This window comes from Advenella kashmirensis W13003 (genome assembly GCF_000506985.1).
Lineage (GTDB): Bacteria > Pseudomonadota > Gammaproteobacteria > Burkholderiales > Burkholderiaceae_B > Advenella > Advenella kashmirensis_A.
On the sequence record NZ_KI650981.1, the window covers coordinates 391931 to 418468 of the forward strand.

Below are 26538 nucleotides of genomic sequence, written 5' to 3' on the forward strand. Positions count from 1 at the left end.
ACATGAAGCCAGTAGATGGAAAAGCGTTGCAGCGTATTCGGGTTCTTGATCTCACGCGGGTTCGTGCCGGTCCTACCTGCATTCGCCAGTTTGCCGATTGGGGAGCAGACGTGATTAAAATAGAAAGCCCCGAATCCATGGAGGTCAGCGATGGATGGGGCGGTATGCGTGATGGGCCAGATTTCCAGAATTTGCACAGGAACAAACGGTCCTTGACGATCAATCTGAAGGATCCCAAAGGAAAGGCCATCTTCTACCGGCTGGTTGAGAAGGCAGATGTGGTGGTGGAAAATTTCCGCCCTGATGTGAAATTCCGTTTGAATATTGACTACGAGACGCTCAGTAAAATCAATCCTCGCATTGTATACGCGAGCATTTCTGGGTTCGGGCAAGACGGCCCCTACGCCAAACGCCCGGGATTTGACCATATCGTGCAAGGAATGGGTGGCCTCATGTCGATTACGGGTGATCCGGCGCATGGTCCCATGAGAACGGGGATCGCTGTTGCAGACACCGGATCGGGCCTGTATTGCGCACTCGCCATTATGACCGCGCTTTTTGAGCGGGAAGACTCGGGCAAGGGCCAGTGGGTGCAAGTATCGCTGCTCCAGACCATGATCGCCATGCTGGATTTTCAGGCTGCGCGCTGGCTGATGCTCAATGAGATACCGTCTCAGCCGGGCAATAACCATCCTACCTCGATTCCCACCGGTGTATATCCGACAGCGGATGGGCACATCAATATTGCTGCAGGTGAACAGGCGATGTTTCTGCGCCTGTGCAACGCGATCGGTCGGCCTGACCTGATTGAAGTGGAAAACTTCAGTACTGAGGAAAACCGCTCGATCCACCGTAATGAACTGAATCACGTTCTGTCTGATATTACTCGCCGAAGGAAGTCGTCGGAATGGCTGTCGATCATGGAGAAGGGACACGTTGCAGCAGGACCCATTTACCGAGTGAACGAAATGTTCGACGATGCGCAAATCAAGCATCTGAAAATGGCGGCGCCCGTTGACCACAAGCGGATCGGCAAGATTAAACTGGTGGCGCAGCCCTTTTCTATGAGTCGAACGCCATGTGAAATAAGAACAGCTGCACCGGATCGCGGTGAAAACACAGTCGAAATACTGACTTCTCTCGACTATTCGGACCGGGAAATCGAAGCACTGCGGCAGGAGGGGGTCATTTGAGCACGATGATAGCCCAGCGGGATGCTGCGATGAAGTCACTGGAAACGCCTCCGCGTCCTGTGTTCAGCACGGTCATTCCGACGCGCTGGAGCGATATGGATGCAGATGGGAGAGTGAATAATCTCGTGATTCTCAGGTTTGCGGAAGAAGCGCGTATGCAATGGGCTGCATCACTCGAATTGGCGCAAATCGCACCGGACCTGATGCCTGTCGTCGCAACTGTCGGGGCGGATTTTTTAAGTCCGATTCCATACCCATGCGACCTGATCGTGGATATTCGCTCTCGTCGTCTGGGCAACAGCAGTCTGGATCTTGGATTTGATATTGCAGATTCCGTATCCACAGGCCGTTTGTATGCACGGGCGTGTGCTACCTGGGTCTGGCTGGACAAACGTACTTCCAGGCCCGCCCCGATGCCGCAGTCGTTAAGAGAGCACTGCGAGTCATTCATGACGCATGCGGACTAGCGCTTTACGCATTCGCGAAAACAGTTTCTGCGAGATGGGCGTATTTTTTATTCTTCAAAGGTGATTTGATATGGATTTAATTGAAACCAAATTTTTGAAACTGGCCGCCGATAACGCACCGGGGCAGGAAACGAGAATAAACCGGATCGGTGACAGCGGCAGCGTAGTTGCGCTGAAAGGAGGAGAGCTGTCGGGCGTGCCTGTCGATTTTTCTCACGGTGATGTCGATGCCTTTCTTCCCAGCCCGGGCGCGCAAGAGGCTTTTGTCGCTGGCTATGCCAGCGGCGGCCGGCAGGCATATACAGAGTATCGGGGAGGCCGCCAGACCAGACAGGACTTAGCCTCCAAATTGGCTGCATTTACTGGAAAACCGATAGAAAATGACGACTCGCTCATCCTTACGCCAGGCTCCCAGGGCGCGCTGTTTCTTGCCATGGCATCTGTTATCACGGCGGGGGACAAGGTGGCCATTGTCCAGCCCGATTATTTTGCGAACCGCAAAATCGCTCAGTTCCTTGAAGCCGAGATCACACCGGTCCGCTTGCATTATGCGGCCCAGACCGACAGGGCAGGCCTGGATCTGGACGAACTGGAAAGCGCATTCAAGTCGGGCGCCAAACTGTTTGTATTCTCTAATCCGAACAACCCTGCCGGTGTAATCTACTCCGAAGACGAAATTGGTACGATCGCCAGTTTGGCGAACCGCTACGGTGTCACTGTCATCGTGGACCAATTGTATTCACGCCTGTTATATGACGGAAAAGGCTATACGCATTTGCGTGCTGCTGAAATCGATCCGGATAAGGTGGTGACCATCATGGGGCCGTCCAAAACCGAATCGCTCAGCGGCTATCGTCTTGGCGTGGCTTTTGGTTCCCTGCCCGTTATTGATCGCATGGAAAAGTTGCAGGCCATTGTGTCGTTAAGAGCGGCCGGGTATAACCAGGCCGTCCTGAACGCCTGGTTTTCGGAACCGGCAGGCTGGATGGCGCAGCGCATCGCTCAGCACCAGGCGATCCGCGATGATCTGGTTGCGAAACTGCGCACGATTAACGGCGCGTCGGTACGAACACCGGAAGCGGGCAGTTATCTATTTCCTACCTTGCCGACATTGTCCGTATCGACACTGGACTTCGCAGGCGTCTTGAGGAAAGAGGCAGGCGTTACGGTTACCATCGGGACGGAATTCGGTCCGCGGCACAAGGACAGTGTGCGCCTGAATTTTTCGCAGAACCACCAGGCGGCGGTACATGCGGTTGACAGAATGGTGCAACTTATACAACGGTATCGTTGATGGGAGCGTCAACGCAACCGGCTTTGCCCGTGCCACAAGGCAACTATGTGGTGGCACGGCGCCATGGCGACGTGGTCTGGAGTGCGGGCATGACGCCCAGGCAGAATGGCAAGCTGCTGTTCAGTGGAAAAATTCGTACGAGTGATTCTTTTCATATACATCAGGAAGCAGTGCATTTGGCCTGCATAAACGCGCTGGACGCGGTTTCATCGCTAATCAGAGAAGATGAGAAATTGGTTCAGATCTTGCACTTGATTGTGTATATCAATGCCGAGCCGGATTTCGAAGCGCATTCGCGCATTGCAGACCTGGCTTCGAATTGCCTGATGAACGTATTAGGCGAAATCGGAGTTGCCAGCCGAACGGCGCTGGGCACGGCTTCGCTGCCGGGCCAGGCGCCGGTCGAAATACAGCTTACGGTCGGGGTTGGTCAAGCCCGACCAACATGATGACAGAAATAGAAGGGTGTCATAGCCAGGCCATTTACGGGACGCATAGTCAGCGACGCGTCAACAGCCAGCATGGTCGCGGAATCCGAATTGTTTCAATATCGCCTGTCCAGCCTCGCTCATAATGAATGCACGCAAGGCAAGCACGTGGCCGCTTTCGGGATTCATACTTGCCATGACGTAGTCTGCCTGGATCTGCAGCGGTCCGGGCAATTCAATGACCCGGGTTCGCCCAGCCAGCTCGATGGCATCACGATAACTGGCGTAGGACAGGAAAATATCGGCCGTACCCGAGTCCACCAGATACTCACTCGCAGCCCATCCGTCTGGTATGGGAGTCGACGTTCTGCCTCCAACAAGAGGGGTCGCTTTACTTTTGAGAATAGCGCTTGCGCCGTTCCGCAATTGATCCGCCTTCTCGAATACTTGTACTGCGTAATCCCCGGAGGGGTCAAGCACTGGCGTCGATGTTCCGACCGTCAGCAGGGGATCGAGCATTGCCGTCAGCAGCGTTTCGGTGCAGATGTCCGAATTATTTTTGACCACTGCGCATAACTCATTCCTAGCAAATCGTTGTGAGTTGACGGCCAGCCCCATTGCAACCAGACGCGCAGGATTTGCGCGGTCTGCAGAGGCGAACAGATCAGCGCGTTCGCCTTTTTGCAAGCGTTCGCGCAATAAGCCTGCCGGTCCGAATTGCGCGTGAACCGATAGTCCACTGTCCTGCTCAAATCGCTCGAACAGGACTGTCAAAGCACGTTTCAGGCTTCCGGCAGCATAGACGACAATGGCTTCATTCAATTTGTGACTCCTGGCGGTTTACATTGTTGATCATGTTTGCGTATTCAGGCGAGGGGCGATTCGCTATCGGTTTCGTATCGGGATCGACCGCAATCACCGTTTTGTATTCATGTCCATCATGGGTTATGTTCAGCACCTTCAGCGGCGTGTCATAGGCCAGGGACAGCCGTTGCGAGGTGAGCACCTGATCCGGTTTCCCCACCAGCGGGGCGGCATAGGGGCTCATGAGCATGACCTGATCGGCAATGGCAAGCGCGTGAACCGGCTCGTGCGTTGAAAACACAACTGCAATATTGTCGTCTTGTGCAAGCTTTTGCATGAGTTTCAGGACGCGTTGGCGGTTGCCGGGATCCAGCGCCGAAGTGGGCTCATCCAACAGCAGAATCCGGCATTCCATTGCAATGGCCCTGGCGATCAGGACCAGCTGTTTCTGGCCTCCCGAAAGCGCATTGAATTCGCGGTCTGCCAGGCGTTCCAGCTGCATTGATGCCAATGCCGCCCATGTCTTCTCCCGATCCAGTCGGGAAGGCGATTGCAGGGCTGACAGATGCATGGCGCGACCCATCTGCACGATGTCGAAAACGGAGTAGGAGAAGGCGGGCGCAAAGCTTTGTGGGACGAACCCGATAATGTCGCTGTGCACGATCGAGCCTGCGGACAGGGGCAGCAATCCCATGAGCGTTTTCATGAACGACGTTTTGCCCTGACCATTGGGTCCGAGTATGGCAAAGATGGCGCCATACCGGATGTCGCAACTGATGTCCTTGAAGACGGGATCCGTTTTCGCATAGGCAAATGCGGCATCACGTACGTTGACAGCAATATCAGCCACTCCACCCCCGGCTCTGCGAGCGCCGCAACAGGCAAAGAAACACGGGTGCGCCAATGATTGCGGTCAGTATGCTCAACGGAATCTCGCTGCCTGTGAGACTGCGTGCCACATTGTCCACGCACACCATGAACACTGCACCCATCATGAACGAAACAGGCAAGAGCTTGCGATGATCAGGGCCTGTGAGGAGGCGTGCCGCATGCGGGATAACCAGACCAACCCAGCCGATGCTGCCGCTGACCGCGACCTGGGCAGAGACGACGATAGCCACCGCCGTCAGGAGCATCCATCGCAGGTGGCCCGTATTCACATGCAATGCCCGAGCCTCTTCATCGCCCAGCGACAAGATATTAATACGCCAGGCGAGTATAAGCATCAGGGCGGTCGCAGCTAGCGTGGGTCCGGCCAGTAATGTGAGTTTTGCGTAGGTCGCTGTTGAAAAACTGCCCATCAGCCAATAGACAATGACCGGTAATTTTTCTTCGGAGTCAGCGACGTATTGGATCAAGCTGACCAGAGCGGCAAAAAAGCCGCTAAGCACAACACCGGCAAGGACGACACCCAGGGTATTGGCGCGCGGCAAAGTACGCGTGACCGCATACACCAGCAACAGGGAAAGCATGCCCGAGCCGAATGCACTGGCCAGCAATCCCACGGCACCCCAGCCCAGCAATATGCTGAGTGCGCCGCCGACCGTGGCGCCGGTCGAGACGCCGATAATATGCGGTCCGACCAGGGGATTGCGGAACACGCCCTGTAGTACCGCGCCTGCTACTGCCAGCCCGCCGCCAGCGAGTGAAGCAACAAGAATGCGCGGCATGCGCACCGTCCAGACCACCGTTTTTTCAATATCATTGCCCTGTGCTGCGGTGTGCATGACAGGTTCCAGGAGAATCGCTGACAGATTCGACAGCGATATCGGATATCGACCCAGCGTAAGCGAACATGCCAGCAACCCGAGCCACGCGAGCCCCAGAACCAGCAATATCACTCTGGCAGAGACAGCGCCGCGCATCAATGGGGACGCGTGTACTTCATGCCATAGAAGGCAGAATAGTAACGGTCGGCAAGCGCCTGCATATCGGTATCGGCAAACTGATCGGGATAGAGTTTTTTGGCCATCCAGGTTTCGCCCAGGGCAATGGCCTCGGGCATGGGGTAGCCCCAGGCCTTGGCGTATTCGGGCATCAGGTAAACATTGCCTGTTTTGACTGCATCGATATTCTTCCACTGAGGCTGTGTTTTGATTTCATCGACCACCTGTGAATATCGATCCTGCACAAAAATGACCTCCGGATTCCATTTCAGGACATCTTCCATGGAGACTTTTTTGTAGCCCTTGATGTCTTTGGCTGCCACGTTCATGGCGCCGGCATGCTGCATCATCAGGCCGGTATATTTGCCGGAACCGTAGGTCGTGAGTTCCGGGTTCGCCATATATACCCGCTTGCGCTTTGCTTCTGGCAATGCGTTTATTTTTCCGCTCAGTCTTTTGCGTGACTGTTCAACAGCAGTAATGAGCGACTCGGCACGGTCAGTTGTACCGGTGATGTCTGCAATCAGGCGGATGCCGTCTTTCAGGCCTTCGGTATAGGCGGTGTCTTCATTATCAAGGCTGGGATTCAGAGCATGGGCCTGACCGGGGTTGTCCCGGCGCAGGGAAATGGCGATCGTGGGTATGCGACTGCTTTCGAGTTGCTTAAGCATATCGTCTGGTACGTAATTGGTAATAAATACGACATCGGGCTTGAGCGCCAGCACAGCTTCGATATTGACGCTGGCCAGATCACCAGGTGTCGGCATGGATTCCAGTGGTGGATAGAAACGGGCGAAATCGGGGCCAAGCTGTTTTTTCCAGCTTTGCAGTACGCCAACGATCTTGTCCGCAGCGCCCAGCTGGGCCAGGATATTGAGTGTCTGGTGTTGAAGCACAACGACATGGCGGACGTTATCGGGTATCTCTACCTTGCGACCCAACTGATCGGTGACTGTGCGATCCGCCATGGCTGCGCCAGCCCAAAATAGCATGAACGCGGCAATGGCGTGAGGGATGAATCTGGCTTGGAAAATCATGGGCGTAATAATCTGGATAGGTAAATATTCGATATGTAATTTACTATATATCGAATATTTACCTGGCGCAAGCCGACCGGCCATTCATTGTTTGATACCTCTTGTGGGCGGACACCACATCACTGTCGATCCGGCTGGCCCAATTCAATCGAGCGGCGATAAGCGGCGCTGGTCGCGGCTGCTACCAGTTGGCGAAGGACGCCTGCCTGTTCAAACGTTTCGATGGCAGCATGTGTCGTGCCATTGGGCGAGGTCACGTTTCGACGCAAGGCTGCCAGATCGGAATCAGGCAGGCATTGCAGTTTGGCCGCACCCAGTGCAGTATATTTTGCAAGGTCGGTCGCGATGCCCGGCGGCAATCCCAATGCCAGTGCACTGTCGGCCAGGGCCTCGCTGAACAGATGATAATAGGCCGGTCCGCTGCCACTAATTGCAGTTACAGCATCCAGCTCACGTTCTTTTTCTAGCCAGTAGGCGCGTCCCACGCTGTCGAACAGCGTTGTAATCATATCGTGTTGCTTCTCAGACAAGGGCTGGCTGGTATACAGACCGGTGCACCCGGCAAGAACCTGAACAGCGGTATTGGGCATCGCCCGCACGACCGGCGCGGGTATAGCGAGGGCGGTCTGCAGGCGCTGGGTGGTGACACCCGCTGCCAGCGATACGATGCAGGTATCCGCTCCCGTTTGCGCAGGCAGGCATGACAGCACCTGACCGACGAGTGCGGGTTTGACTGCTACGACAATCAGATCGAAAGTTGACTCGGTGACCGGCACGGCCTGCTTTACAACTGTCGCCTGGAATTCATTGTTATCTGCCTGTGGGTCGACCGCAGTAATCTGACTGGCAATGCCTTGTGCGAGCCACGCTTCACCCAATGTACTGCCCATTTTTCCATAGCCTAAAAATAAGATGTTCATTTCCATTCCTGTTTATGCAATATTGGCCTTTGCCAATGATTATTGAGAGTCAAAATCGTATACTTATCTAATTAATCGTATCTTTTGATGTGGTTCCCGAATGGGGTAAAACATCATTGAAACTGCTACTAAGAAAACCAAAGATAAAAGATGACTAAATCACGAGTAATGTTGTCCGCAACCCAACGCGCCTATACCGAATTGAAGCAGCGGATCCTGGATGGCGCCATCGCGGAAGGGTCCCCAATCCGGCAGGATGAGACCGCCGAGGAAATCGGCGTCAGCAAGATACCGCTGCGGGAAGCCTTGATGCGTTTGCAATCGGAAGGGCTGGTTGTCATTACAAGAAACTCAGGTGCTACGGTTGCAAAATTTACTGTTGCAGATTATCAGCAGATGCTGGATATCCGTATCGGGCTGGAGTGCAGGGCACTAGAATTGGCTATCCCGAATATGGTGCCTTCGGATATCGAGCATGCGCGTACGCTGCTTGTTGCCTATCATCAGGCCATGAGCGCGCGCGAGTGGAGCGAGTTGAATAAGAAATTCCATGAGTGCCTGTATATCCCGGCCAATAATCCACGACTGCTTGCCATGATCAATTCGCTGCAGAATAATATGGGCAGGCTGCTGAGCCTGCACGTGTCGATGGCTGCCAACCGCTCTCGTTCACACGAAGAACATTTGCAGATTGTCGATGCCTGTGAACAGGCTAATGTGTCGCTGGCCGTTGCTCTGTTGCGCAAGCATATAGAGCAGTCCAAGAAAGAAGTGTCTGCTTCGTTTCGTAGTGCTGTACAACAGCTTGCCTGATGATTTTGTCGTAGCAGAAAGGCTCTGGAGGCACCCCAGACAGGGTTCGGTGCATTCATTTTTCCGTTAAAAAAGCGCTGTGCATTTGTGCTTTATCGAGCGCATCTTCTGAGGCTGCAATGACAAACGTCGCAACCGCATTGCCCGTCAGGTTGGTCACCGTGCGCATTGCATCCATAAACCGGTCTACGCCAAGCAAAAGAACAATACCTGCCAACGGCACGTGCGGATAAACGGTCAATGTGGCGGCAAGTGTTACAAAGCCTGATCCTGCAACACCGGCAATGCCTTTGGATGTCACCATGAAAATCAGGATCAGCATGATTTCTTCGTAGAACGTCAAATTGATATTGCATGCCTGGGCGACGAAGATCACTGCCATGACAAAATACATGGAGGACCCGTCCAGATTAAATGAGAATCCAGACGGGATCACAAACCCGACGATATGTTTTTTGCAGCCCGCTTTTTCCAGTTTTTTCATCACACTGGGTAGAACGGCTTCGGAAGATGCAGTGCCGAATGCCAGTAGTAATTCCACCTTGAGGTACTTGATCAGGCCCCATAACGGCACCCTGGCGTAGGCTGCAATCGCGCCCAGTACAATGACAATAAACCCGATGCAGGCCAGATAGAACAGAACCAGCAGCTTTGCCAAGGGCAGCATGGAGCCGATTCCATATTTGCCGATGGTAAATGCGATGGCGGCAAAAACGGCCAGTGGCGCAAACTTCATGACCATGCCGACCATAATGAAGATCGCTTCGGAAATACGTTCGACGATCATGATTACCGGCTCGGCGCGTTTCCCCATTGAAAGCAGGGCACCACCGAACATCAATGCGAGCAAAAGTACCGGCAGGATATTGCCGTTAGTGAATGCAGACACGAAAGTGTCGGGAATAATGCTCATGAGCCAGCTGACGGTTGTCCGCCGTTCCGCTGTTTCAGTGAAGGTGGCAAGTGCAGAGGCGTCCAGCGAACTCAGATCAATGTTCATACCGGAGCCGGGTTGGAAAACGTTTGCAAGAATCAGGCCGAGAGCCATTGCAATTGTCGTAATGACCTCAAAGTAGATAAGCGACTTTAACCCGATGCGTCCTACGCCGGCACCGGACCCAATATTGGCGATGCCTGCCACGATGGTACAAAAGATCACCAAACCCACAAGGGCTTTGATCATTTTCAGAAAAGCGGCTGACAACGGGCTCATTTGCGTTGCCAGATCGGGTAGCCACATCCCCAGGAGTGCGCCTGCAATTAGCGCAAACACCATTTGCACGGCTAGATTTCGATAGAGTGGTTTTTTCTTCGAAGCGGGTGCAAAACCAGTCGTATTACTGTGTTCCTGTCCTGCTTCGGCGTTCGCCAGATTCTTCAAGTCATTCACTCTCCACCTCCCTTTTATGCCTTATCGCGACGCCAGAGCAATTTATGCTGCCTGGTCTGGTCGATCACTGAACAGCATGTATGCTAGAGCACGCTCTTATCTTTCATGGATATGAGGTCCTCGACAAAATGATTGTTGTCGTACCTTTCCAGGCTGAACATCCGCCCATAGTCAGGCAGGGTACCGCCACCCATCCACGCTGCGCACAGTGCACCCGTTGCACATGCGCCCATGGTGCCGTACCCGGATAAAGCGCCTGCCATGAATGCGCCTTTGGTTTTCATGGGGCCGATCAGGGGCCAGTTTTCTTCTGTCATGGCGTAGTACCCGCCATAGTGGTGCGTATTCCGTGGTAAGCGACCAATATAGGCTTGCAGGCCAGGGTGCAGCTTGCTGCCGGCGCGCAGCAGACTATCCGGAAATTGCGGATCGACAGGATCCTCTGCGTGAGGATCGGATTGTTGCGTGTTATAGGCCCATCCCATTTTGATCCACTTGCCGCTTTCGGCACCATCTGGTCGGCAGTGGATGCCGCCGGGCATCAAGTCCAGTAATTTTGCGGCTTGTGGATCTTCGGCCAGAATGGCGCGTTCTTCTTCAGTCCAGCTCAATTGCTGCGGGTCCAGGTCAATAGTGAAGGGCATGTTTCGGGGAATAACGCCTTCGCGGTCTTCAAACGCGATTTTCTGCTGATATACGCAGGAGACGGGCATGGATTCGCCCAGCAATTGCCCGACGTCTTTGAAGAACGGTCCGGCAGCATTCACCAGCCGGTCTGCACGCACGCTGAACGAGCCAGACGGGGTATCGACGCTTAATAAAAAAGGTTCGTTTGACTGGATCGCGGTCACTTTTCCACGTAATACCTGACCGCCTGCTTCACGGATTTTCTCCAGCATGAACTGGCCCAGTTGCTGGCCACTGATTGACCCTGCACGGCGAATATGGATGACTGCCGCAATGTCCTGTGCATAGGTCGGAAAGGTGTTGCGGATGAGTGTGGGGTCGAGCAGGACGTCGACGCCTTCAGGCGCGGTTGACCAGTCTGCTGAAACCGGAGGCACATAAGATGCGTTTGATGTACCGTCGTGGATCCGGATCAGCGATGAATGCGCAGCGCCATAGCCCTGGTAGAGATCATCGATCAGATCCTGCGGATTGTTGCGACGGGTGACCAGGGTGTAACCGCGGCGGGTCATATTGATGCGGTTGTTGGTTTGCGCAGCGATTTCTTCCATGAGTGACATGCTGTTGTCCGTAAATGCGGTCATCATGGGGTGTGGCCACCAGTTACGATAATTCTCCCCCGATTGGGCCGAGGTCAGGGACATGGGACCCAGTGGGTCGATCAAAACCGTATTTTTAATACCGTAGTCTTTCAATAAATAATAGGCAACGGCAATGCCGACGCTGCCTGCACCAATGACTGCTACCTCTGCAGCTAGTTCGTTACTCATGATTTCCTTCGCTTCGATCGTATTAAACGGCTGATGATATCAATTATTATATACGATAATATAAAATAGTATACTAAAATAAAAAAGCAAAAATGCTCGTACTATTAACGGCGCGTTTGACGCTAATTGTTATGCTGTACTTGCGTGAGCATTCGCGCGCAAAAAGACGGGCAAGTGCACCGCCTGAATGATCCAGGCTGCTCTGGCTACTCCGGTTTGATATTCGAGGCGTCGGCCATTTCCTTCATTTTTTTCAAATCAGTTTTGGCAAACTGTTCTAGCGCACTGCCAACATCGTTTTGCGGGATGAGGCCAAATGCCAGCTGCCGCTTGCGGAAATCATCGTCCTGATACAGTTTTTCCATTGCTGCGATCAGTTTCTTTTTGATGTCCTCGGGTGTCTTTTTCAGTAAGGCAACAGCAGTCCAGCCCGCTACATCGAAGTCTGGATAACCCAGTTCGGCGATGGTGGGTACATTGGGCAGGTCCGAGGTGCGTTCCTTGGTCGAGACGGCAAGAGGGCGCACTTTACCGGCTTTGATCTGTGCCATCGAGGCCATGGAGGTGTAGAAAATACCGTTCACATCGCCTGTTATTGCCGCCGTTAAACCTTGCGGACCGTCTTTATACGGGATATGCAATAACTGGATGCCTGCGACGTAAGCCAGCATCTTGCCTGTCATGTCACCTGTGGATCCGACCCCCGACGACGCGTAACTGACTGCTTCCGGCGCTTTTTTTGCCGCCTCTATGAACTGTTTCAAATCGCTGGCTCCTTTGTTAGCGGATACCAGAAGAAAGCTGGGCATTTTTCCGGTTGCGCCGATCAGCGAGAAATCGTCCGGACGATAGGTGAGGGATTTATATAGGATCCGGTTCAGCGTGAACGTTGCATTGGTGCCCAGGAGAATTGTGTAGCCGTCCGCCGGACTATTGGCCACCGTGGCTGCGCCGATCGATGTGCCGGCGCCCGGTTTGGCTTCCACCACGACAGGGACACCGAGTTCTTTGGACAGTTTTTCGGCCACGACACGCCCCAGAATATCGGTCGCGCTGCCCGGTGCAAAAGGCACGATCATTTTGATGGGACGATCGGGATAGCCCGCTGCGTGGGCCGACGTTGCCAGCGCCATTCCCAATAGGGTGGCAAGTATTTTTTTCATATGAGTTCCTTTATTGTTTTATTGAACAGGCAACGCGAGTTTGTGAAATTTTCCACCCTTCATCACAGCTGCAATATGGTCAGTATGTTGTTCCAGTATCGTAATGTCTTCGTACGGATCGCCTTTGATCAGGAGCAGATCGGCGTGTGCACCGGGTACAAGCTCCCCGAGGCGACCCTGCATGCCCAGTATCTCCGCATTAATGATGGTGGCCGACCGCAGTGCATCGGCGCTGCCGATTACTTCTGCCAGGACCGAGAGTCCTTCTGTCTGGTACTGTTGCGTGTGGCCAGACAGATCCGTACCCAGGCCGATTTTGACCCCGGCTTTTTTGAAGCGTGCAATGCCTTCGCGTCCGGCAACCCGGACGACTTCGTTTTTTTCCATGCTTTGCGGGCTTTTGCCTGACTTGGCGCCCAGGCGCGTATTGATTTCATGGACGACCTGGGTCGGTACCACGAACACATTTTTTTCTGCCATCAGCGTCGCCGTTTCGTCGGATACAAAGTTGCCGTGTTCGATGGTTCTCACGCCCGATTCCACGGCCCGGCGAATGGCGACGTCCAGATAGGCATGGGCGCAGACATATTTCCCCCAGCGTTCCGCTTCTTCTACGCAGGCCTTGATTTCATCAAGACGGTATTGAATCGACTCCAGAGGATCGTGAGGCGAAGCGACACCGCCGCTGAGCATGATTTTGATGTGATCGGCACCCAGGCGCAGTTCCTGACGGGTGGCTTTGATCATATCGTCCACTCCGTCCGCGATCCGGCTGAACAACGCCAGGCCACTGCTGCAACCGCAGTCGCCCATAAATATCATGCGCCCTCTGAAGTCGCCGTGCCCGCCGGTCTGGCTGACGGCGCGTCCGCCCACAAATAATCGCGGCGATGTCAGCAGCCCCTCCTGTTCGGCGTCACGCATGCCAAAGTCGCCGCCCGCGACATCCCGTACTGATGTGAATCCGCGATCCAGCATTCCGCGCAGAACGTTGCTTGCCTTGACTGTCGCATAGGTTTGCGGCACGTCGCCCAATGCTGCGATATTCATCTGGTTCATGAATATATGGACATGGGCATCAATGAGGCCTGGGGCGACGGTGTAGCCGGCGGCGTCGAGGGTGGGGAAGCCGTTTTTTCGAATAGGATCCGGGCTGACCTGCATGATGATGCCATCGTCGATCAGGATATTGACGGCGACGCCAAGCCGGTTTTCGCGCGGGTTCAGCAAACGTGCGCCCGCTATGATGTAGGAACTGCTCATGAATCTCTCCTGCGGATTTGGAAGTATGCGAGAACGGATATCGGCAGTGTTGCCGTATCGGGATAACCGTCGCTGCGATACAGACCCCGCTGTGGCACTGGCGCTTGACGGGATGAATGTGAAGATGCGATTTAGTATACTATTTTTAATAATTATATAATATAGGGTTGACACCTAGACGACGGTTTGTTTTGTTCTGTACGTGGGAGGGATCCTCTTATGCCGGGCGGTTACCAAGCCGGCGGCTGATATAGTCCGCAGTCTTCTGCATGATAGGAAGAAAGGTGGGAAGGATCGTGTCTTCTTGATGGCGTGCCAGGTTCAGGCTTGTCGTCAGGGCTGCCACGATTTTGTTTCTGTCGTCTCTGATGGGAACTGCCAGGCCGCAGATGCCCAATTCAAGTTGCTGGCTCGCAATGGCAAAGCCCTTTTGGCGGGCTTGCATGATCGCCTTTTTCAGGGGCGTAGTTTCGATGATCGTATTTTGCGTCAGGCGTTCGAAGGGAGCATGAGACAGATATGCCTCCAGTCCATCGGCATCCAGCCCCGAGAGCAAAATCTGGCCGCTGGAGGTCGCATGAGCCGGCAGCCGTTCGCCGACGCCCAGGCGGCGTGAAAGTGGGCTGGGCATTTCTGCACGCGCAATGTACACGATATCGTGGCGATCCAGGACCGAGACGGTGCAGATTTCGCCGGTTTTTTCCATATAGTCATCTACGGCTGCCCGCGCCAGCTCGCTCAAAGGCAGCGAGGTCAGGTAGGCATAGCCCAATTCAAGAATCGCAGGCGTGAGACAGAATTTTCGCTGTTCCATTTGTGCATATCCCAGCGTGATCAGCGTATGGAGCAACCGTCGGGCGCCTGCAGCGGTCAGTCCGCTCCGCTGGGCAACTTCGCTCAATGTGAGTGACTGGTGTCTGGGGCCGAAAGCTCTGATGACGGAGAGCCCGCGGGCAAAGGCCTCAACGAACTGATCGCTGCCCTTGGGTAAACCCGAGGTGGAGAAAGGCATGTTTTCTGGCATAATAAATTCTATTGTAGAAATAAAGTTCGACAGTCGAAATAATTAAATTGGATAATAAATCCGGAACACTGCTCTGTCAATACGTTTCGGAGCAAAAGTAAGGAGATTCAAGCTATGGAACTCACGCCCGTCAATGCGCGATTTGTTGCCGAAGTGACTAATATCAATCTGGCGAATCCGCTCATGCCCGGAGACCGCGATGCGTTGCAGCAGCATTTGGAGCAGTTTGCAGTTTTGGTGTTTCCCGATCAACCTCTCACAGAAGACCAGCAACTTACCATAGCCAAAATATTTGGCAATCTCGAGGTTTCGGTGGGCGCATCCATTTATAACGCGAACCGGCCAAGGCGTTTGGGGCACAGTGAGCTATCCGATATTTCCAATCTGGATGAAGCAGGCAAGATTCTTGACGATGGCGATATCAGGAGGCTGATTAATATCAGCAACCAGTTATGGCATACCGACAGTTCGTTCAAGCAGACGCCCGCCAGTGTGTCGCTGCTTTCTGCCCAGGAAATTCCTCCGGTGGGAGGGGCGACCGAATTTGCCGACATGCGCGCCGCCTGGGATGCGCTGGATGAACAGACGCAGACAAAATTGAAGCCGCTGATTGCGGTTCACGATTACTTTCATTCCAGAGGATTGACTGGATTCGATATCAACGGCATTCCAGACAGCTGGCGAGAGATGCAGCCTCCGGTTAGACAAGTGCTGGTGCGTCATCACCAGGCCAGCGATCGCTTCTCCCTTTATCTGGCTTCGCATATCAGCGAGATTGTGGGTATGACCGACGCGGAAAGCAAGACACTGGTCGACGAGTTGATGGCTTTCGCAACCCAGCCGCAATTTGTGTATCGCCATCGCTGGCGCCCCAATGATCTGCTGATATGGGATAACCGCAGCACCATGCACCGGGGCACCGGTTTCGACGAGAAATATCGCCGGTCCATGCGCAGGGCCACTGTGCAAGACGTCGGGCCTACGGTAGCGCCGGACAATTCTACAAACCGCTATTTGCAGAAGGAAACGGTATGATCGGGTTCATCAGAAAAACAGCAGCGTTGATACTGAGCCTGGGCTGTTCGGTCGCCGTGGCCGCTTTTCCCGACAAGCCGGTTAACATCGTGGTTCCTTTCGGAGCCGGATCTTCGACAGATATCCTGGCAAGAGGGGTTGCGCAGGAACTGAGCAAAGTGTGGGGCCAGCCGGTGACCGTAGACAACAAACCGGGAGCGGGGGGGGCTATCGGCTCTTCATCCGTGGCGCGCAGCAAGCCGGATGGCTATACGCTTTTGATGGGAACAAACGGGCCGATGGCCGCCAATCCCAGCCTATACAAAAATTTGACCTATGATCCCTTGCGGGATTTTGAGCCGGTGGTGCTCATGGGGCGTCTGCCGATGGTGTTGATCGCCAACAACGATACCGAGCCGATGAGCGTAACCGAGTTGGTGGCTGCTGCGAAAAAGCATCCCGGGACATTGAATTTTGGCGCCAGCAATACAACGGCACGCGTATGGGTGGAGCTGTTGAAGCAAATGGCCAGTATTGATGTAGCGACCGTACTGTATAGCAATGTCAGCGGCATGATGACGGATTTGATCAGTGGCAGAATTTCATACGCGTTTGAAAATGTCGGTCCCTCCCTTTCACAAATGCAGGCAGGTACGGTCAGGGCGCTTGCAGTTACCACGCCCGAAAGGGCCGCTTTTTCGCCAGACACGCCGACGATTGCCGAGTCCGGGCTGGACAAGCATCAACTGGTGGTATGGTTCGCTTTGTTTGCACCTGATAAAACGCCACAATCTGTCATCGACACTGTAAACAAGACCGTCAATCAGGTTCTGAAAACGGATGCGTTAAAACTGTTGTCATTACAGATCGGCATGGCACCGGTCGGAGGATCGGCGCAAAGTCTTAAGCAATATCAGGAAAGTGAAATCCGCAAGTGGCATGACTTGGTCATGTTGACTGGCGTACAGATTAACTGAACCAAAATCGGCCGGGTGGGTGCATGGGGCGATGGGCGCCTCAGCCGTCCCTGCAGACGGCTTAATGACTGATGCAAGTCATAAAATGAAGACGGCGCAAAGCAATGGGTATGATCCTTATTTAACGCTGGGACGCCCCACGCATGTTGCCGCCCAGAGCAAAAACACGGCCGGCGCAGAATAGACTACAAAGGGCGGCAGCACGGGAAGCAGCAGGCCTGCAGCCAGCGGACCTGTTCCTGCACCGATATCACGCCATACGGAACGGGCGGCCAGCGCCCGCACCCTTTCGGGTCCGGGGGTGCGGCGCATGACAATGGGCGCGAGCAGCGGCAATTGCAGGGCGCGCAGCACCACGATCGCTGCCGCGCAGCTCCATAGCCAACCTGCGCCGAAACCCATCAGGGCGACGCACGTCAGCAGCGACAGCGCCAGCAGTAGCCGCTCCGCACCGAATCGTTCGGCGAGTCTGCCGCCCACTGGACTGAGCAAAATTTCACCAAGATAGCGCAGCGCCAGCAGAATACCTGCCGTCATGACGGCGCCGCCGGGAAAGAGGTCTTTACCAAGGTAGGACAGGCCGATAATGAAAAGGCCATCCAGCGTGAATCCTTCCAGGAAGGACCACATATCCAGGCTGTTGGGCCGACCCGGGCCACGGCGCCCGGACGGCGCCGGATAGGGATGGGCCGGCAGTGCGCGCGTGACCAGTACGCCGGTGATTGCGGTCACGGCGAGTATCCAGAAGATCAGGCGCGGCCCGTACCCGTATGCAAGCAATGCCGCAAGCGGCAGGGCGATAGCCGGACCGAGTGCGATGAACGCTCTGGAGCGGCCCGATCGGCGCGAGGCGCCTGCGGCGTCGGCAGTTGCCAGCGCCTGGGTCGAAAGATTCAGGGCTGCGAAGGCAAGACCCCACAGCAGCCTTAATGGCAGGAGGGCCCACAGACCCGAGAGCGTTGCATAGCCAACAGCGCATAAAGCTGCGGCGATGACAGCCAGCGTGCAGACCAGACGATCGCCGTATCGCGCGTAGGCGCGCGCAACCAGGCCATAGCCGGCGATGCGCACCAGACGGTTGGCGGCCAGCAGCACACCTGCACCGGCCAGCGATACGCCGAATGCGTCCGAATACATGGGCAGCAGGAGATACAGGACGACATCGGTCGGCAAGGCGAGCGCCAGAGCAAGGGACGCAAGACGGGAATGCCGGTCGGCCGGGTTCGGACTCTGGTTCTGGGGCGCGGTTGGGGGCGAAGTCGTTGTCGGGGAGGGAACAGGGATCATGCCGGGATGCTACACCGGCACCGTCGATATCACAAACGAGATTAATTTACCGCATGTGTTATAAAATTGAACGCATGAAAGATCCCTTGCCTCCCCTCAATGCCGTGCGCGCTTTTGTCGCGGCGGCGCGCCACCAGAGTTTTACGCTGGCCGCCAACGAGCTGCACATTACGCACAGCGCGATCAGCCATCAGGTGAAGGCATTGGAAGGTTATATGGGTGTCCGCTTGTTTGAACGACGCGTACGGCAAGTGAGTCTGACCCTGGAAGGCCTGCGGTTTTTCAACCAGGCAGACGGTGCGCTCAGGCAGATTGCCGAAGCGGCGCGATCGGTCATGCACCAGGCGCCTGAGCGCGTGGTCAGAATCAATGTCCGTCCCTCGTTTGCGGTGCGATGGCTGATTCCCCGATTGCCTCGATTTATCGCGCTTTATCCGGATATCGAACCACATGTCCTGACGACGACTGTGCAGCCGGAGGCCGCAGACGATTTCGATGTCGCTATCCGGCGGGGGTTGAAAGGCTGGTCGGATGCAATGCAAATCTGTCCGTTTATCGAAGACGAAGTATGCCTGGTTGCATCCCCGGCCATGTTGGCCGGACATCCGGTCTCCGACCCGCGTTCGCTGGCGCGTTTCACTTTGCTCAGATCCAGGACCCGCAAGGGCGACTGGGATGCGTGGCTGGAACACGGTCGCAGCGGCAGCATCAAGCCAGCCGGTCAAATGCTGTTTGATCATGTGCATTTTGTCCTCCAGGCCGTCGAGGATGGACTCGGGTTTGCCGCCGTACCGGTTTCACTGGTTTCTCACGATATTGCGTTGGGGAGATTATGCTGCCTGCTGCCCGATCAGCGCATGCCGATCACCCGATACTATTACGGTATTGGGCCCAATGTTGTGCCTGACGCACAGTATTTTTTGGAATGGCTGGCCCTGGAGGGGGCGAACGCACCCGGAATATGAGGCGGTTCGCAGTTTCAGGTGTATGATAATTATCATATAACCACTGGTTATTTTATCGGCTCTTGTTATGCTGATATAGTTTTCTCCAAGGAAATCTGACTTTTTAATAACCCTTGCGAATAACGCCAGGCATTCAGGAATGTTGACCATGATGAAACCAGGAAAATTTTTTGCGCTCGTCGGCGCTGCCCTTATCGGCCTGAGCGCGTTTGCCGCCCAGGCCGATCAATTGGACGATATCAAGAAGAGCGGCGAACTGGTCGTCGGTGTGCTTGGCACCGATGAGCCCGCCACTTTTATCGATCCCAAGACACGTGAATTTATCGGCTACGAAGTGGACCTGGCCAAGGCAGTAGCCGATAAGATCGGTGTCAAGGCCAAATTCAAGCAGGTGGCTGTGGCCGCCCGTATTCCCGAATTACAGCAGAAGCGTGTCGATATCATCGCGGCGGGCCTGACGCATAACAAGGAACGCGAAGCGCAGATCGACTTTTCCGTTACCACCTTTGTGACCGGTCAGAAAGCCCTGGTGCGTGCCGACAGCGGTATTACCGATTTGTCCGGACTGGCGGGCAAAAAAGTGCTGACCATCCGCGGCGGAACCCAGGAGCCCAACATCCGCAAGGCCGTGCCCGATGTGAATGTGGTCACCTTCGATACCAGCCAGCAGGCGTTTCTTGCCTTGCAACAGGGCAAGGGTGTCGGCTATGTTGATGACGAGGCCGCGTTGTTGCGTGTATATGCCAAGCTGGGGCCCAAGAAGAAAGACTTCGTGGTGCTCAAGGAAAATATCAGCGAAGAACCGTTGGCTTTCGGCCTGCGCAAGGGTGAAGCCGGTCTGAAAAAAGTCGTCGACGATACGCTGCGTGAACTGGAAGCGTCCGGCCAAGCCGAGAAAATTTTCTTCAAATGGTATGGACCCGAGACAAAGTCGCAATTTTCAACGCGTGGTTTCAAGCTTGAAACCGACACTATAAAAGAGTAGCGTCGAATACACGTTGATGGTGGCGGATCCATTGCAATCCGCCTGCTGCATCCTGTCGCGGCATGACCGGCACTGCTGGCTTCGTGCCGATTTATTTTTTTTTATCTTGCCGATCCATGCCCGAGTTTGACGCCTCCATGCTGTTGAGCGGTCGCTATCACGAAATGCTGCTGGCCGGTCTGTGGTTATCCGTGCAGTTGCTGGCGGTGTCGCTTGTGTTCGCCCTGCCGCTGGCCACCTGTATTGCCTTGCTGCGGCTGTCACCATTTCGCCTGCTGCGCGCCGTGGGCTTCACCTATGTCGAGACGATTCGCAATATTCCGTTGCTCGCCCATATGCTGTTCTGGTATTTCGGTGCGCCTGAATTGCTGCCCGAAGAGGCCAGGCAGTGGCTTTATGCCGGCAACACCGAAGCAACCTGCGCGGTGATCGCGCTGACGCTTTATACGGCTGCTTACATGGCGGAAGAGATTCGCAGCGGCATTCGCGCAGTCGCATTCGTGCAAATGGAAGCGGCGCGGGCACTGGGCTTCAGCTTTCTCATGTCCATGCGCCTGGTGATTCTACCGCAAGCCCTGCGCGTCGTTACGCCGCCCCTGATTTCACAGACGCTTAATCTTTGGAAAAACACCAGTATTGCAACTGTCATTGGTGTGGCCGAACTCATGTATCAGGCAGGCCAGGTCGAGAGCGCCAGCTTCAGAAGTTTTGAAGCGTTTGCCTTCGCTACGTCGGCTTATCTCAGCTTATCCCTGCTGATCACTGCCTTGGCCACGTGGTTCCAGCATCGTTATCCGCCGAGGGCGATATGAGCGGATTTCTGGACGTCATCGATACTTATTGGCTGTATTTTCTGGTGGGGCAGTATCCGAACGGCCCGCTGGGTGGTCTGGCGCTGACGGTGCTGCTGGCCAGTTGCGCGCTGGTCATGGCCATGCCGCTGGGCATTGTGCTGGCGTTTGCCCGGATCAGCCCATGGCGCGCCGTACGCTGGCCGGTCAGCATACTTGTGTTTGTGGTGCGCGGCACACCGCTGCTGATGGTCGTGTTCTGGGCGTATTTTTTCCTGCCCAGTGTCACGGGAGTCAAGACGAGTCAGTTCTGGACCATGCTTATTGCACTCGTCATTTTCGACGCAGCCTATCTGGCCGAAATCATCCGGGCCGGCATACAGGGTATGCCCAAAGGGCAGATGGAGTGCGCGCGTTCGCTTGGATTCGGCTATTTCCGCGCCATGCGGCTGGTGATCCTGCCGCAGGCGGTGCGCCATATGCTGCCGTCGCTGGTCAATCAGTTTATTTCAACGATCAAGGAAACATCGCTGGGCTATATCATCGGCCTGGCTGAAGTGTCGTTTATTACATCCCAGATCAACACTCAGGTCATGGTCTATCCGGCACAAGTCTATCTCGTACTCGGGTTGACCTATCTGGTATTGTGTTTTGGCCTGTCCCGATTTGCCTACTGGCTTGAAAAACGACGTGGAAAACGACGGGCGATAACCGCTGTCGGCAAGGAAGCAATATGATAGAGATCGAAAAAGTCAATAAATGGTATGGTGATTATCACGCGCTGGTCGATGTCACCGAGAGCGTGGCTCGCGGGGAGGTGGTGGTAGTATGCGGACCGTCGGGTTCCGGCAAATCGACGCTGATACGCACCCTCAACCGGCTCGAGCCCATCCAGTCCGGAAACATCCGGGTCAATGGCCAGGATATTCACGCCCAAAACATTGACCTCAATGCGTTCCGGTCGGGGATCGGTTTTGTTTTCCAGCAATTTAACCTGTTTCCTCATTTGACCGCCCTGGAAAACTGTACGCTTGCCCCCATGCACCTGCGTGGCCTGTCTGCAAAGGTTGCGCAGGAAAAGGCGCTGTCACTGCTGGATCGCGTCGGGCTGGCCGACAAAGCGTCCGCCATGCCGGAATCGCTCTCGGGCGGGCAACAGCAGCGTGTGGCCATCGCGCGCGCACTTGCCATGGAACCACCGCTTATGCTGTTCGATGAGCCGACCAGTTCACTCGATCCGGAAATGGTCGGAGAAGTCCTGCTGGTGATGCGCGACATGGCAAAAGAAGATATGACCATGGTCTGTGTGACGCACGAAATGGGATTCGCGCGTGAAGTCGCCGATCGGATTCTGTTTATGGATGCAGGCAAAATACTGGAGCGGGCAACTCCCGACGATTTTTTCAACCGACCTGCCCACCCGCGTGCCGCCAAATTTCTGGCAGACATCCGCACGCCTTTTGCGAGGGCGATATGATATGACGCAGTCTGTTTCCTCTGACGTTTCTTCCCGGTCGTTGCCGGTCATCGATGTCGGTGCCCTGATCGCGGCTGACAATGCCAAGGCCATGCAAACCGTTGCCGAGCAGATTCGCGATGCTTGCCGCGTTCATGGTTTTTTCTATGTTTCAGGCCATGGCGTTGATGGGGAATTGATCGAACGCCTGGATTTGCTCAGCCGACGGTTTTTTGCACTTGATGAGCAGAAGAAAATGCGATGGCGGATGGCGCTGGCGGGCAGGGCGTGGCGCGGTTATTTCCCCCTGGGCGGGGAGCTGACTTCGGGCAGGCCCGATTGGAAAGAAGGGCTTTACCTGGGGACCGAGCTGGCCGAAGACCATCCCCTGGTGCTGGCGGCCACACCTGTCCACGGACGTAATCTGTTTCCCGATATTCCCGGTTTCAGAGACACGATATTGCAGTATATGAATGCGGTGACCGCCTTGGGTCACGTCCTTATGCAAGGCATCGCGTCAAGTCTGGCGTTGCCGCCTGCGTATTTTTACGAGCGCTATACTGCCGATCCCCTGATCCTGTTCCGTATCTTCAATTACCCCAGCCAGGATGTCCCCGGCGATCTGGATGTGCAATGGGGTGTAGGGGAACATACCGACTACGGTCTGTTGACGATCCTGCTGCAGGACCAGATTGGCGGCCTGCAGGTCAAGACGCCCGGCGGCTGGGTCGATGCCACGCCAATACCGGGTACGTTCATTTGTAATATCGGCGATATGCTGGAGCGCATGACGGGGGGATGGTATCGTTCCACCGCGCACCGTGTTGTCCGCAATACGTCCGGTACGGATCGCCTGTCTTTCCCACTGTTTTTCGATCCCAACTATTTCGCCGAAGTTCATCCAATCGACGGCTTGCCTCAAGTGCCGGACCCGGACGACAGCGCATCGCGCTGGGACCAGGCCAATGTGCATGCGTTCAATGGAAAATATGGCGACTACCTGTTGAACAAGGTGTCCAAGGTATTTCCGCAACTGAAGCAGGATGTGCTGTAGCCAGATGGCCGGCGCGTCTCGCGGCCCTGGCCGACAACGGCCATCACCCTGATTGCTCCGGGTTTGCCGGTTCATTATGATTCTTCCGGCGTTTCAGGTACCAACACTTACCGGCGCGCTCATCTTGCGCAGTAATGCCACTACGCTCTGGGCGGTAATCCGTCCTGTCTTGGGATTGTCCGAGGGGATATTCTGGATTTGCATGGATAGCAGTGCCGAGTCCGAAATGACTTCGATATGGTGTGTATTGTGCGTCAGGGATGGATCTGCCCAGACTTCCAGACGCGTTTTGTCGGGCCCGACCCCCGCCAGCGAGACACTGGCAGCCACGTTCAGATTGGCGGGGAAGCCTGCGGCAGCTTCTCTGGCCGAGCCGGAAAAAAGCAAGGAGGGTTCCGTTAGATTCAGCACGTCGATATTGCGTTCTTTTACGAAAGGCGCGCCGGCAAATCCTTGCAGCGGTTTCCGGGAAATCATCTTGACAGACTGAATCTCACCCTCGGCCGCGCCCAGCAATGCGTCCAGGCCCAGAATGGCTCCCGAGGGAACCAGAATCTGGCCGCCGTGATGCCGGGCCAATTCGATCAGTTCCGGATGCGCCAGAAGGGCGCCACTGCTCAGACTGATAACTTTTTTTCCCTGTTGCAGGAACGGCGATGCGATGCGAGGCAGAAGGTCGGCTGGCGCACATTCGATCACAATATCGCAATGCGGTTCCAGATCGTCCAGCACGACGAAGCGTGGCGGCGACTTGCCTTCCCAGTCAATCTCAGGGGGGCTATCGGGATTCCTGACGCCGATCGCGGCCAGTTGCAGGCCGTGTATGTCTTTGTTCAACTGGTGTGCAATTGAGCGGCCAATTGCGCCAAAACCTGCTATGCCTATCTGTAATGCTGTCATCTTTACTTTTCCTGTTCTGCAATCATATCCGGCCACGTTTTCGGTTGCTTTCATTCTATGGGGAAGGGCGGGCGGATCACAAACGATTTCTTGTCCGGGCAGGGATTAGCGCAACTCATGGCTGGAAGCGCCGGCGGCATCCAGTATCCACGTACGGAATTTCTGTATCGCCGCACGCCTGGGAGAAGAGGACGATGTCAGCAGGTAATAGTCGCCTGCGCTTCTGACGGGTTTGATGCCGGGCAACAAAACCTCCAGTTCGTTGTTGCCCGGATATCCCTGCAGGAGGATGTCGGGGATCAAGGCGATGCCCTGATGGTCCTGTGCAGCGCGCAACGAGATATAAAAATGGCCGAATTCCGGGTCATGCCCGCTGGGCCTGTATTCGACGCCATAAGCCGCCAGCCATTCGCGCCAGGCGTTGGGGCGGCTGGCAGTATGCACCAGCGGGGCGGTCTTCAAATCCTGTACCTGTGTGATGGTCGGTTGCGTGGCATACCATGTCCTGGATGCGACCGGCACCATTACATCGTGAAACAGCAGATCTGCCTCGATATCCGACCATTTATCAAGCATGATCAGATTGACCGTGGGATAGTGTGCAGGATAGCGCTGTCCCGGCAGTTTGCCGACACGCAGGGCGACATCGATATTGTCCGATTGCATATCGACCGGACGGATGTCCGACACGACCCGGACTTCGATATCGGGATGCAGGGATGTAAAGGACGCCAGCCGAGGCATGAGCCAAAGCGTGCCGATCGTCGGGATGGTACTGACGGTGAGTGTCTGGCGCGGATCCTGGACCGATAGCGCTTGCGTCGCTTTTTCGAAGCCATCGAGCAGTACATGACAAGCTTCATAAAATTGCTGCCCTGCGCTGGTCAATTCGATATGCCGCGCATGGCGAATGAACAGAGGCGTTCCAAGAAAGGCTTCGAGCTTCCGAATTTGCAAACTGATTGCCCCCTGGGTGACAAACAGCTCGTCGGCCGCCTGGGTAAAGGAAAGAAGCCTGGCCGCCGCTTCGAAATAGCGTGTTGCCAGCAGGGGGGGAAGGCGTCTGCTCATGGTCTGCTCTGCGTGGGCCGATACGGCCGTGAGGTGAAAAAATAAGTTTGGCATTAGCACAGCTAATCGCTGCACATACTATAAATCGTTTGTCTCGTTGACTACGTCTGACTAACATGAATTAAAGATAAATATGCATTGGATAGGCGGAACCAGGCCGATGCTTATTGTGCGTACCAGCCACTCATTCTGACAGGGGGAGAAAAATGATGATCGACACGGAAGACAGAACGCGTATTCGCCAGCGGTTTCTCAAGGTTGATGCGTCCAATGTTGCAGATGTTCTGGATGAGCTGGGTTATCCCGACCAGGGGCTCTCCTGCGAATTCCAGCGGCAGACCGGCAGCGAACGGCTTGCAGGCTGGGCTTACACCATACGTGGCCAGATGACCCCCTATGGGCTGGGCGGTGACGCCGAAAAAATGAAGGCTTGCGCGAATTTGTCGGCCGGCGACGTATCGGTATGGGCCGGAGACGGGGAGGGAATTTGCTATTTCGGCGAATTGATATGCATCGGCATGAAAGACAAAGGCTGCGTGGGCGCTTTGGTCGACGGCGGCGTGCGTGATACGAGCTGGATAAGCAAATTGGATTTCGCCGTGTTTGGACGGTTTCGTACGCCGGTGCAATCCATCACCCGCTGGAAAGTCAATGCATGGGATGTGCCTGTTTATTTGACAGGCGCGACTGGCCGGCGCGTGATCGTTTCTCCGGGAGATTTTATTCTTGGCGATGACGATGGCGCGATCGTGATCCCGCAGGCCATCGTGAAGGAAGTCCTGGAAAAATCGGAAAAATTGACCGAACAGGAAACTGCGGTTCGCAAAAGTCTGAGCGCCGGGATGACATTAACGCAAGCCCTGGCTCAATACGGACACGTATGACCTACTAATTGACCA

At 55.1% G+C, this 26538-nt stretch carries 27 protein-coding genes; 14 read left to right on the forward strand and 13 right to left on the reverse strand.

The features are described 5' to 3' along the window. Nucleotides 1–2 precede the first annotated feature (2 nt). The 4 genes from W822_RS41335 (at nucleotide 3) to W822_RS41350 (ending at nucleotide 3403) form a co-directional block, all read left to right on the forward strand. Nucleotides 3–1193: a CaiB/BaiF CoA transferase family protein gene (locus tag W822_RS41335; RefSeq protein WP_024006640.1), complete on the forward strand. Its 1191-nt coding sequence runs from the start codon at nucleotides 3–5 to the stop codon at nucleotides 1191–1193. A 5-nt stretch (nucleotides 1194–1198) separates the two neighbouring features. Next, nucleotides 1199–1660: an acyl-CoA thioesterase gene (locus W822_RS41340; RefSeq protein WP_051401820.1), complete on the forward strand. Its 462-nt coding sequence runs from the start codon at nucleotides 1199–1201 to the stop codon at nucleotides 1658–1660. 70 nt (nucleotides 1661–1730) lie between these two features. After that, nucleotides 1731–2954 carry a pyridoxal phosphate-dependent aminotransferase gene (locus W822_RS41345; RefSeq protein ID WP_024006642.1) on the forward strand — a complete coding sequence of 408 codons (1224 nt, stop codon included), beginning with the start codon at nucleotides 1731–1733 and terminating at the stop codon, nucleotides 2952–2954. Then, nucleotides 2954–3403 carry a RidA family protein gene (locus W822_RS41350; protein WP_024006643.1) on the forward strand — a complete coding sequence of 150 codons (450 nt, stop codon included), beginning with the start codon at nucleotides 2954–2956 and terminating at the stop codon, nucleotides 3401–3403. The genes W822_RS41345 and W822_RS41350 overlap by 1 nt, the downstream gene beginning before the upstream one ends. A 60-nt stretch (nucleotides 3404–3463) precedes the next feature. On the opposite strand, the gene modA is transcribed toward W822_RS41350, so the two are convergent. The 5 genes from modA to proC all read right to left on the reverse strand — a co-directional run bounded on the left by modA (nucleotide 3464) and on the right by proC (nucleotide 8029). Continuing rightward, nucleotides 3464–4204 carry a molybdate ABC transporter substrate-binding protein gene (gene modA, locus W822_RS41355; protein WP_024006644.1) on the reverse strand — a complete coding sequence of 247 codons (741 nt, stop codon included), beginning with the start codon at nucleotides 4202–4204 and terminating at the stop codon, nucleotides 3464–3466. Continuing rightward, complete coding sequence (locus W822_RS41360) at nucleotides 4197–5036, reverse strand: ABC transporter ATP-binding protein (RefSeq protein WP_024006645.1); 840 nt, start codon at nucleotides 5034–5036, stop codon at nucleotides 4197–4199. Before W822_RS41360 ends, modA begins: the two co-directional genes overlap by 8 nt. After that, nucleotides 5029–6051 carry a FecCD family ABC transporter permease gene (locus tag W822_RS41365; RefSeq protein WP_024006646.1) on the reverse strand — a complete coding sequence of 341 codons (1023 nt, stop codon included), beginning with the start codon at nucleotides 6049–6051 and terminating at the stop codon, nucleotides 5029–5031. The genes W822_RS41360 and W822_RS41365 overlap by 8 nt, the downstream gene beginning before the upstream one ends. Further along, nucleotides 6051–7040, reverse strand: coding sequence for an ABC transporter substrate-binding protein (locus W822_RS41370; RefSeq protein ID WP_253272327.1), 990 nt, complete (start codon nucleotides 7038–7040; stop codon nucleotides 6051–6053). Before W822_RS41370 ends, W822_RS41365 begins: the two co-directional genes overlap by 1 nt. 188 nt (nucleotides 7041–7228) lie before the next feature. After that, nucleotides 7229–8029 (reverse strand): pyrroline-5-carboxylate reductase, encoded by an 801-nt coding sequence (proC, locus tag W822_RS41375; protein WP_031243383.1) that lies wholly within the window; start codon nucleotides 8027–8029, stop codon nucleotides 7229–7231. A 150-nt stretch (nucleotides 8030–8179) separates the two neighbouring features. On the opposite strand from proC, the gene W822_RS41380 reads away from it, so the two are divergent. After that, nucleotides 8180–8842 carry a GntR family transcriptional regulator gene (locus W822_RS41380; protein ID WP_024006649.1) on the forward strand — a complete coding sequence of 221 codons (663 nt, stop codon included), beginning with the start codon at nucleotides 8180–8182 and terminating at the stop codon, nucleotides 8840–8842. Between the two features lie 55 nt (nucleotides 8843–8897). Here the strand turns inward: W822_RS41380 and dctA are convergent, their stop codons facing one another. The 5 genes from dctA to W822_RS41405 all read right to left on the reverse strand — a co-directional run bounded on the left by dctA (nucleotide 8898) and on the right by W822_RS41405 (nucleotide 15139). Then, nucleotides 8898–10232 carry a C4-dicarboxylate transporter DctA gene (gene dctA, locus W822_RS41385; protein ID WP_253272328.1) on the reverse strand — a complete coding sequence of 445 codons (1335 nt, stop codon included), beginning with the start codon at nucleotides 10230–10232 and terminating at the stop codon, nucleotides 8898–8900. 83 nt (nucleotides 10233–10315) lie between these two features. Beyond that, entirely contained in the window at nucleotides 10316–11689 is a 1374-nt protein-coding gene (locus tag W822_RS41390) for an NAD(P)/FAD-dependent oxidoreductase (RefSeq protein ID WP_031243387.1), read from the reverse strand. A 206-nt stretch (nucleotides 11690–11895) separates the two neighbouring features. Further along, the gene (locus tag W822_RS41395; RefSeq protein WP_024006652.1) at nucleotides 11896–12852 is read right to left on the reverse strand and encodes a Bug family tripartite tricarboxylate transporter substrate binding protein; all 957 of its coding nucleotides are present in this window, start codon (nucleotides 12850–12852) and stop codon (nucleotides 11896–11898) included. A gap of 18 nt (nucleotides 12853–12870) precedes the next feature. Beyond that, on the reverse strand, nucleotides 12871–14115 hold the full coding sequence (locus tag W822_RS41400; RefSeq protein WP_024006653.1) for a metal-dependent hydrolase family protein: 1245 nt from the start codon (nucleotides 14113–14115) through the stop codon (nucleotides 12871–12873). A 217-nt stretch (nucleotides 14116–14332) separates the two neighbouring features. After that, the gene (locus W822_RS41405) at nucleotides 14333–15139 is read right to left on the reverse strand and encodes an IclR family transcriptional regulator domain-containing protein (protein WP_024006654.1); all 807 of its coding nucleotides are present in this window, start codon (nucleotides 15137–15139) and stop codon (nucleotides 14333–14335) included. Between the two features lie 114 nt (nucleotides 15140–15253). On the opposite strand from W822_RS41405, the gene W822_RS41410 reads away from it, so the two are divergent. Next, the gene (locus W822_RS41410) at nucleotides 15254–16174 is read left to right on the forward strand and encodes a TauD/TfdA dioxygenase family protein (RefSeq protein WP_024006655.1); all 921 of its coding nucleotides are present in this window, start codon (nucleotides 15254–15256) and stop codon (nucleotides 16172–16174) included. Further along, complete coding sequence (locus W822_RS41415; protein WP_024006656.1) at nucleotides 16171–17130, forward strand: Bug family tripartite tricarboxylate transporter substrate binding protein; 960 nt, start codon at nucleotides 16171–16173, stop codon at nucleotides 17128–17130. Before W822_RS41410 ends, W822_RS41415 begins: the two co-directional genes overlap by 4 nt. Before the next feature lie 117 nt (nucleotides 17131–17247). Here the strand turns inward: W822_RS41415 and W822_RS41420 are convergent, their stop codons facing one another. After that, entirely contained in the window at nucleotides 17248–18417 is a 1170-nt protein-coding gene (locus W822_RS41420; RefSeq protein WP_024006657.1) for an MFS transporter, read from the reverse strand. Between the two features lie 53 nt (nucleotides 18418–18470). Between W822_RS41420 and W822_RS41425 the strand changes: the two genes are divergently transcribed. The 6 genes from W822_RS41425 (at nucleotide 18471) to W822_RS41450 (ending at nucleotide 23668) form a co-directional block, all read left to right on the forward strand. Beyond that, the gene (locus W822_RS41425; protein WP_155848200.1) at nucleotides 18471–19382 is read left to right on the forward strand and encodes a LysR substrate-binding domain-containing protein; all 912 of its coding nucleotides are present in this window, start codon (nucleotides 18471–18473) and stop codon (nucleotides 19380–19382) included. A gap of 151 nt (nucleotides 19383–19533) precedes the next feature. Continuing rightward, nucleotides 19534–20367 (forward strand): ABC transporter substrate-binding protein, encoded by an 834-nt coding sequence (locus tag W822_RS41430; protein ID WP_024006659.1) that lies wholly within the window; start codon nucleotides 19534–19536, stop codon nucleotides 20365–20367. Nucleotides 20368–20483: 116 nt separating this feature from the next. After that, the gene (locus tag W822_RS41435) at nucleotides 20484–21179 is read left to right on the forward strand and encodes an amino acid ABC transporter permease (RefSeq protein WP_024006660.1); all 696 of its coding nucleotides are present in this window, start codon (nucleotides 20484–20486) and stop codon (nucleotides 21177–21179) included. Further along, nucleotides 21176–21895 (forward strand): amino acid ABC transporter permease, encoded by a 720-nt coding sequence (locus tag W822_RS41440; protein ID WP_031243396.1) that lies wholly within the window; start codon nucleotides 21176–21178, stop codon nucleotides 21893–21895. The genes W822_RS41435 and W822_RS41440 overlap by 4 nt, the downstream gene beginning before the upstream one ends. Next, entirely contained in the window at nucleotides 21892–22635 is a 744-nt protein-coding gene (locus W822_RS41445) for an amino acid ABC transporter ATP-binding protein (RefSeq protein ID WP_024006662.1), read from the forward strand. The genes W822_RS41440 and W822_RS41445 overlap by 4 nt, the downstream gene beginning before the upstream one ends. A 1-nt stretch (nucleotide 22636) precedes the next feature. After that, nucleotides 22637–23668 carry an isopenicillin N synthase family dioxygenase gene (locus W822_RS41450; protein ID WP_024006663.1) on the forward strand — a complete coding sequence of 344 codons (1032 nt, stop codon included), beginning with the start codon at nucleotides 22637–22639 and terminating at the stop codon, nucleotides 23666–23668. A gap of 93 nt (nucleotides 23669–23761) precedes the next feature. Here W822_RS41450 and W822_RS41455 read toward each other — a convergent pair whose 3' ends face one another. Together W822_RS41455 and W822_RS41460 are read right to left on the reverse strand one after the other, a co-directional pair. Beyond that, nucleotides 23762–24568, reverse strand: coding sequence for an aspartate dehydrogenase (locus W822_RS41455; RefSeq protein WP_024006664.1), 807 nt, complete (start codon nucleotides 24566–24568; stop codon nucleotides 23762–23764). Between the two features lie 105 nt (nucleotides 24569–24673). Further along, complete coding sequence (locus W822_RS41460) at nucleotides 24674–25639, reverse strand: LysR substrate-binding domain-containing protein (protein ID WP_024006665.1); 966 nt, start codon at nucleotides 25637–25639, stop codon at nucleotides 24674–24676. A 206-nt stretch (nucleotides 25640–25845) separates the two neighbouring features. Here W822_RS41460 and W822_RS0123970 point away from each other — a divergent pair, with 206 nt between their 5' ends. Beyond that, the gene (locus W822_RS0123970) at nucleotides 25846–26523 is read left to right on the forward strand and encodes an RraA family protein (protein ID WP_253272329.1); all 678 of its coding nucleotides are present in this window, start codon (nucleotides 25846–25848) and stop codon (nucleotides 26521–26523) included. Nucleotides 26524–26538: the final 15 nt, after the last annotated feature.

Excerpts from the sequence above, each read along its gene's own strand:
- W822_RS41335 (WP_024006640.1), top strand. The coding sequence starts at position 3 with ATGAAGCCAGTAGATGGAAAAGCGTTGCAGCGTATTCGGGTTCTTGAT.
- W822_RS41340 (WP_051401820.1), top strand. The coding sequence starts at position 1,199 with ATGATAGCCCAGCGGGATGCTGCGATGAAGTCACTGGAAACGCCTCCG.
- W822_RS41345 (WP_024006642.1), top strand. The coding sequence starts at position 1,731 with ATGGATTTAATTGAAACCAAATTTTTGAAACTGGCCGCCGATAACGCA.
- W822_RS41350 (WP_024006643.1), top strand. The coding sequence starts at position 2,954 with ATGGGAGCGTCAACGCAACCGGCTTTGCCCGTGCCACAAGGCAACTAT.
- W822_RS41365 (WP_024006646.1), bottom strand. The coding sequence starts at position 6,051 with ATGCGCGGCGCTGTCTCTGCCAGAGTGATATTGCTGGTTCTGGGGCTC.
- W822_RS41370 (WP_253272327.1), bottom strand. The coding sequence starts at position 7,040 with ATGGCGGATCGCACAGTCACCGATCAGTTGGGTCGCAAGGTAGAGATA.
- proC (WP_031243383.1), bottom strand. The coding sequence starts at position 8,029 with ATGAACATCTTATTTTTAGGCTATGGAAAAATGGGCAGTACATTGGGT.
- W822_RS41380 (WP_024006649.1), top strand. The coding sequence starts at position 8,180 with ATGACTAAATCACGAGTAATGTTGTCCGCAACCCAACGCGCCTATACC.
- W822_RS41390 (WP_031243387.1), bottom strand. The coding sequence starts at position 11,689 with ATGAGTAACGAACTAGCTGCAGAGGTAGCAGTCATTGGTGCAGGCAGC.
- W822_RS41395 (WP_024006652.1), bottom strand. The coding sequence starts at position 12,852 with ATGAAAAAAATACTTGCCACCCTATTGGGAATGGCGCTGGCAACGTCG.
- W822_RS41400 (WP_024006653.1), bottom strand. The coding sequence starts at position 14,115 with ATGAGCAGTTCCTACATCATAGCGGGCGCACGTTTGCTGAACCCGCGC.
- W822_RS41405 (WP_024006654.1), bottom strand. The coding sequence starts at position 15,139 with ATGCCAGAAAACATGCCTTTCTCCACCTCGGGTTTACCCAAGGGCAGC.
- W822_RS41410 (WP_024006655.1), top strand. The coding sequence starts at position 15,254 with ATGGAACTCACGCCCGTCAATGCGCGATTTGTTGCCGAAGTGACTAAT.
- W822_RS41415 (WP_024006656.1), top strand. The coding sequence starts at position 16,171 with ATGATCGGGTTCATCAGAAAAACAGCAGCGTTGATACTGAGCCTGGGC.
- W822_RS41420 (WP_024006657.1), bottom strand. The coding sequence starts at position 18,417 with ATGATCCCTGTTCCCTCCCCGACAACGACTTCGCCCCCAACCGCGCCC.
- W822_RS41425 (WP_155848200.1), top strand. The coding sequence starts at position 18,471 with ATGTGTTATAAAATTGAACGCATGAAAGATCCCTTGCCTCCCCTCAAT.
- W822_RS41430 (WP_024006659.1), top strand. The coding sequence starts at position 19,534 with ATGAAACCAGGAAAATTTTTTGCGCTCGTCGGCGCTGCCCTTATCGGC.
- W822_RS41435 (WP_024006660.1), top strand. The coding sequence starts at position 20,484 with ATGCCCGAGTTTGACGCCTCCATGCTGTTGAGCGGTCGCTATCACGAA.
- W822_RS41440 (WP_031243396.1), top strand. The coding sequence starts at position 21,176 with ATGAGCGGATTTCTGGACGTCATCGATACTTATTGGCTGTATTTTCTG.
- W822_RS41445 (WP_024006662.1), top strand. The coding sequence starts at position 21,892 with ATGATAGAGATCGAAAAAGTCAATAAATGGTATGGTGATTATCACGCG.
- W822_RS41450 (WP_024006663.1), top strand. The coding sequence starts at position 22,637 with ATGACGCAGTCTGTTTCCTCTGACGTTTCTTCCCGGTCGTTGCCGGTC.
- W822_RS41455 (WP_024006664.1), bottom strand. The coding sequence starts at position 24,568 with ATGACAGCATTACAGATAGGCATAGCAGGTTTTGGCGCAATTGGCCGC.
- W822_RS41460 (WP_024006665.1), bottom strand. The coding sequence starts at position 25,639 with ATGAGCAGACGCCTTCCCCCCCTGCTGGCAACACGCTATTTCGAAGCG.
- W822_RS0123970 (WP_253272329.1), top strand. The coding sequence starts at position 25,846 with ATGATGATCGACACGGAAGACAGAACGCGTATTCGCCAGCGGTTTCTC.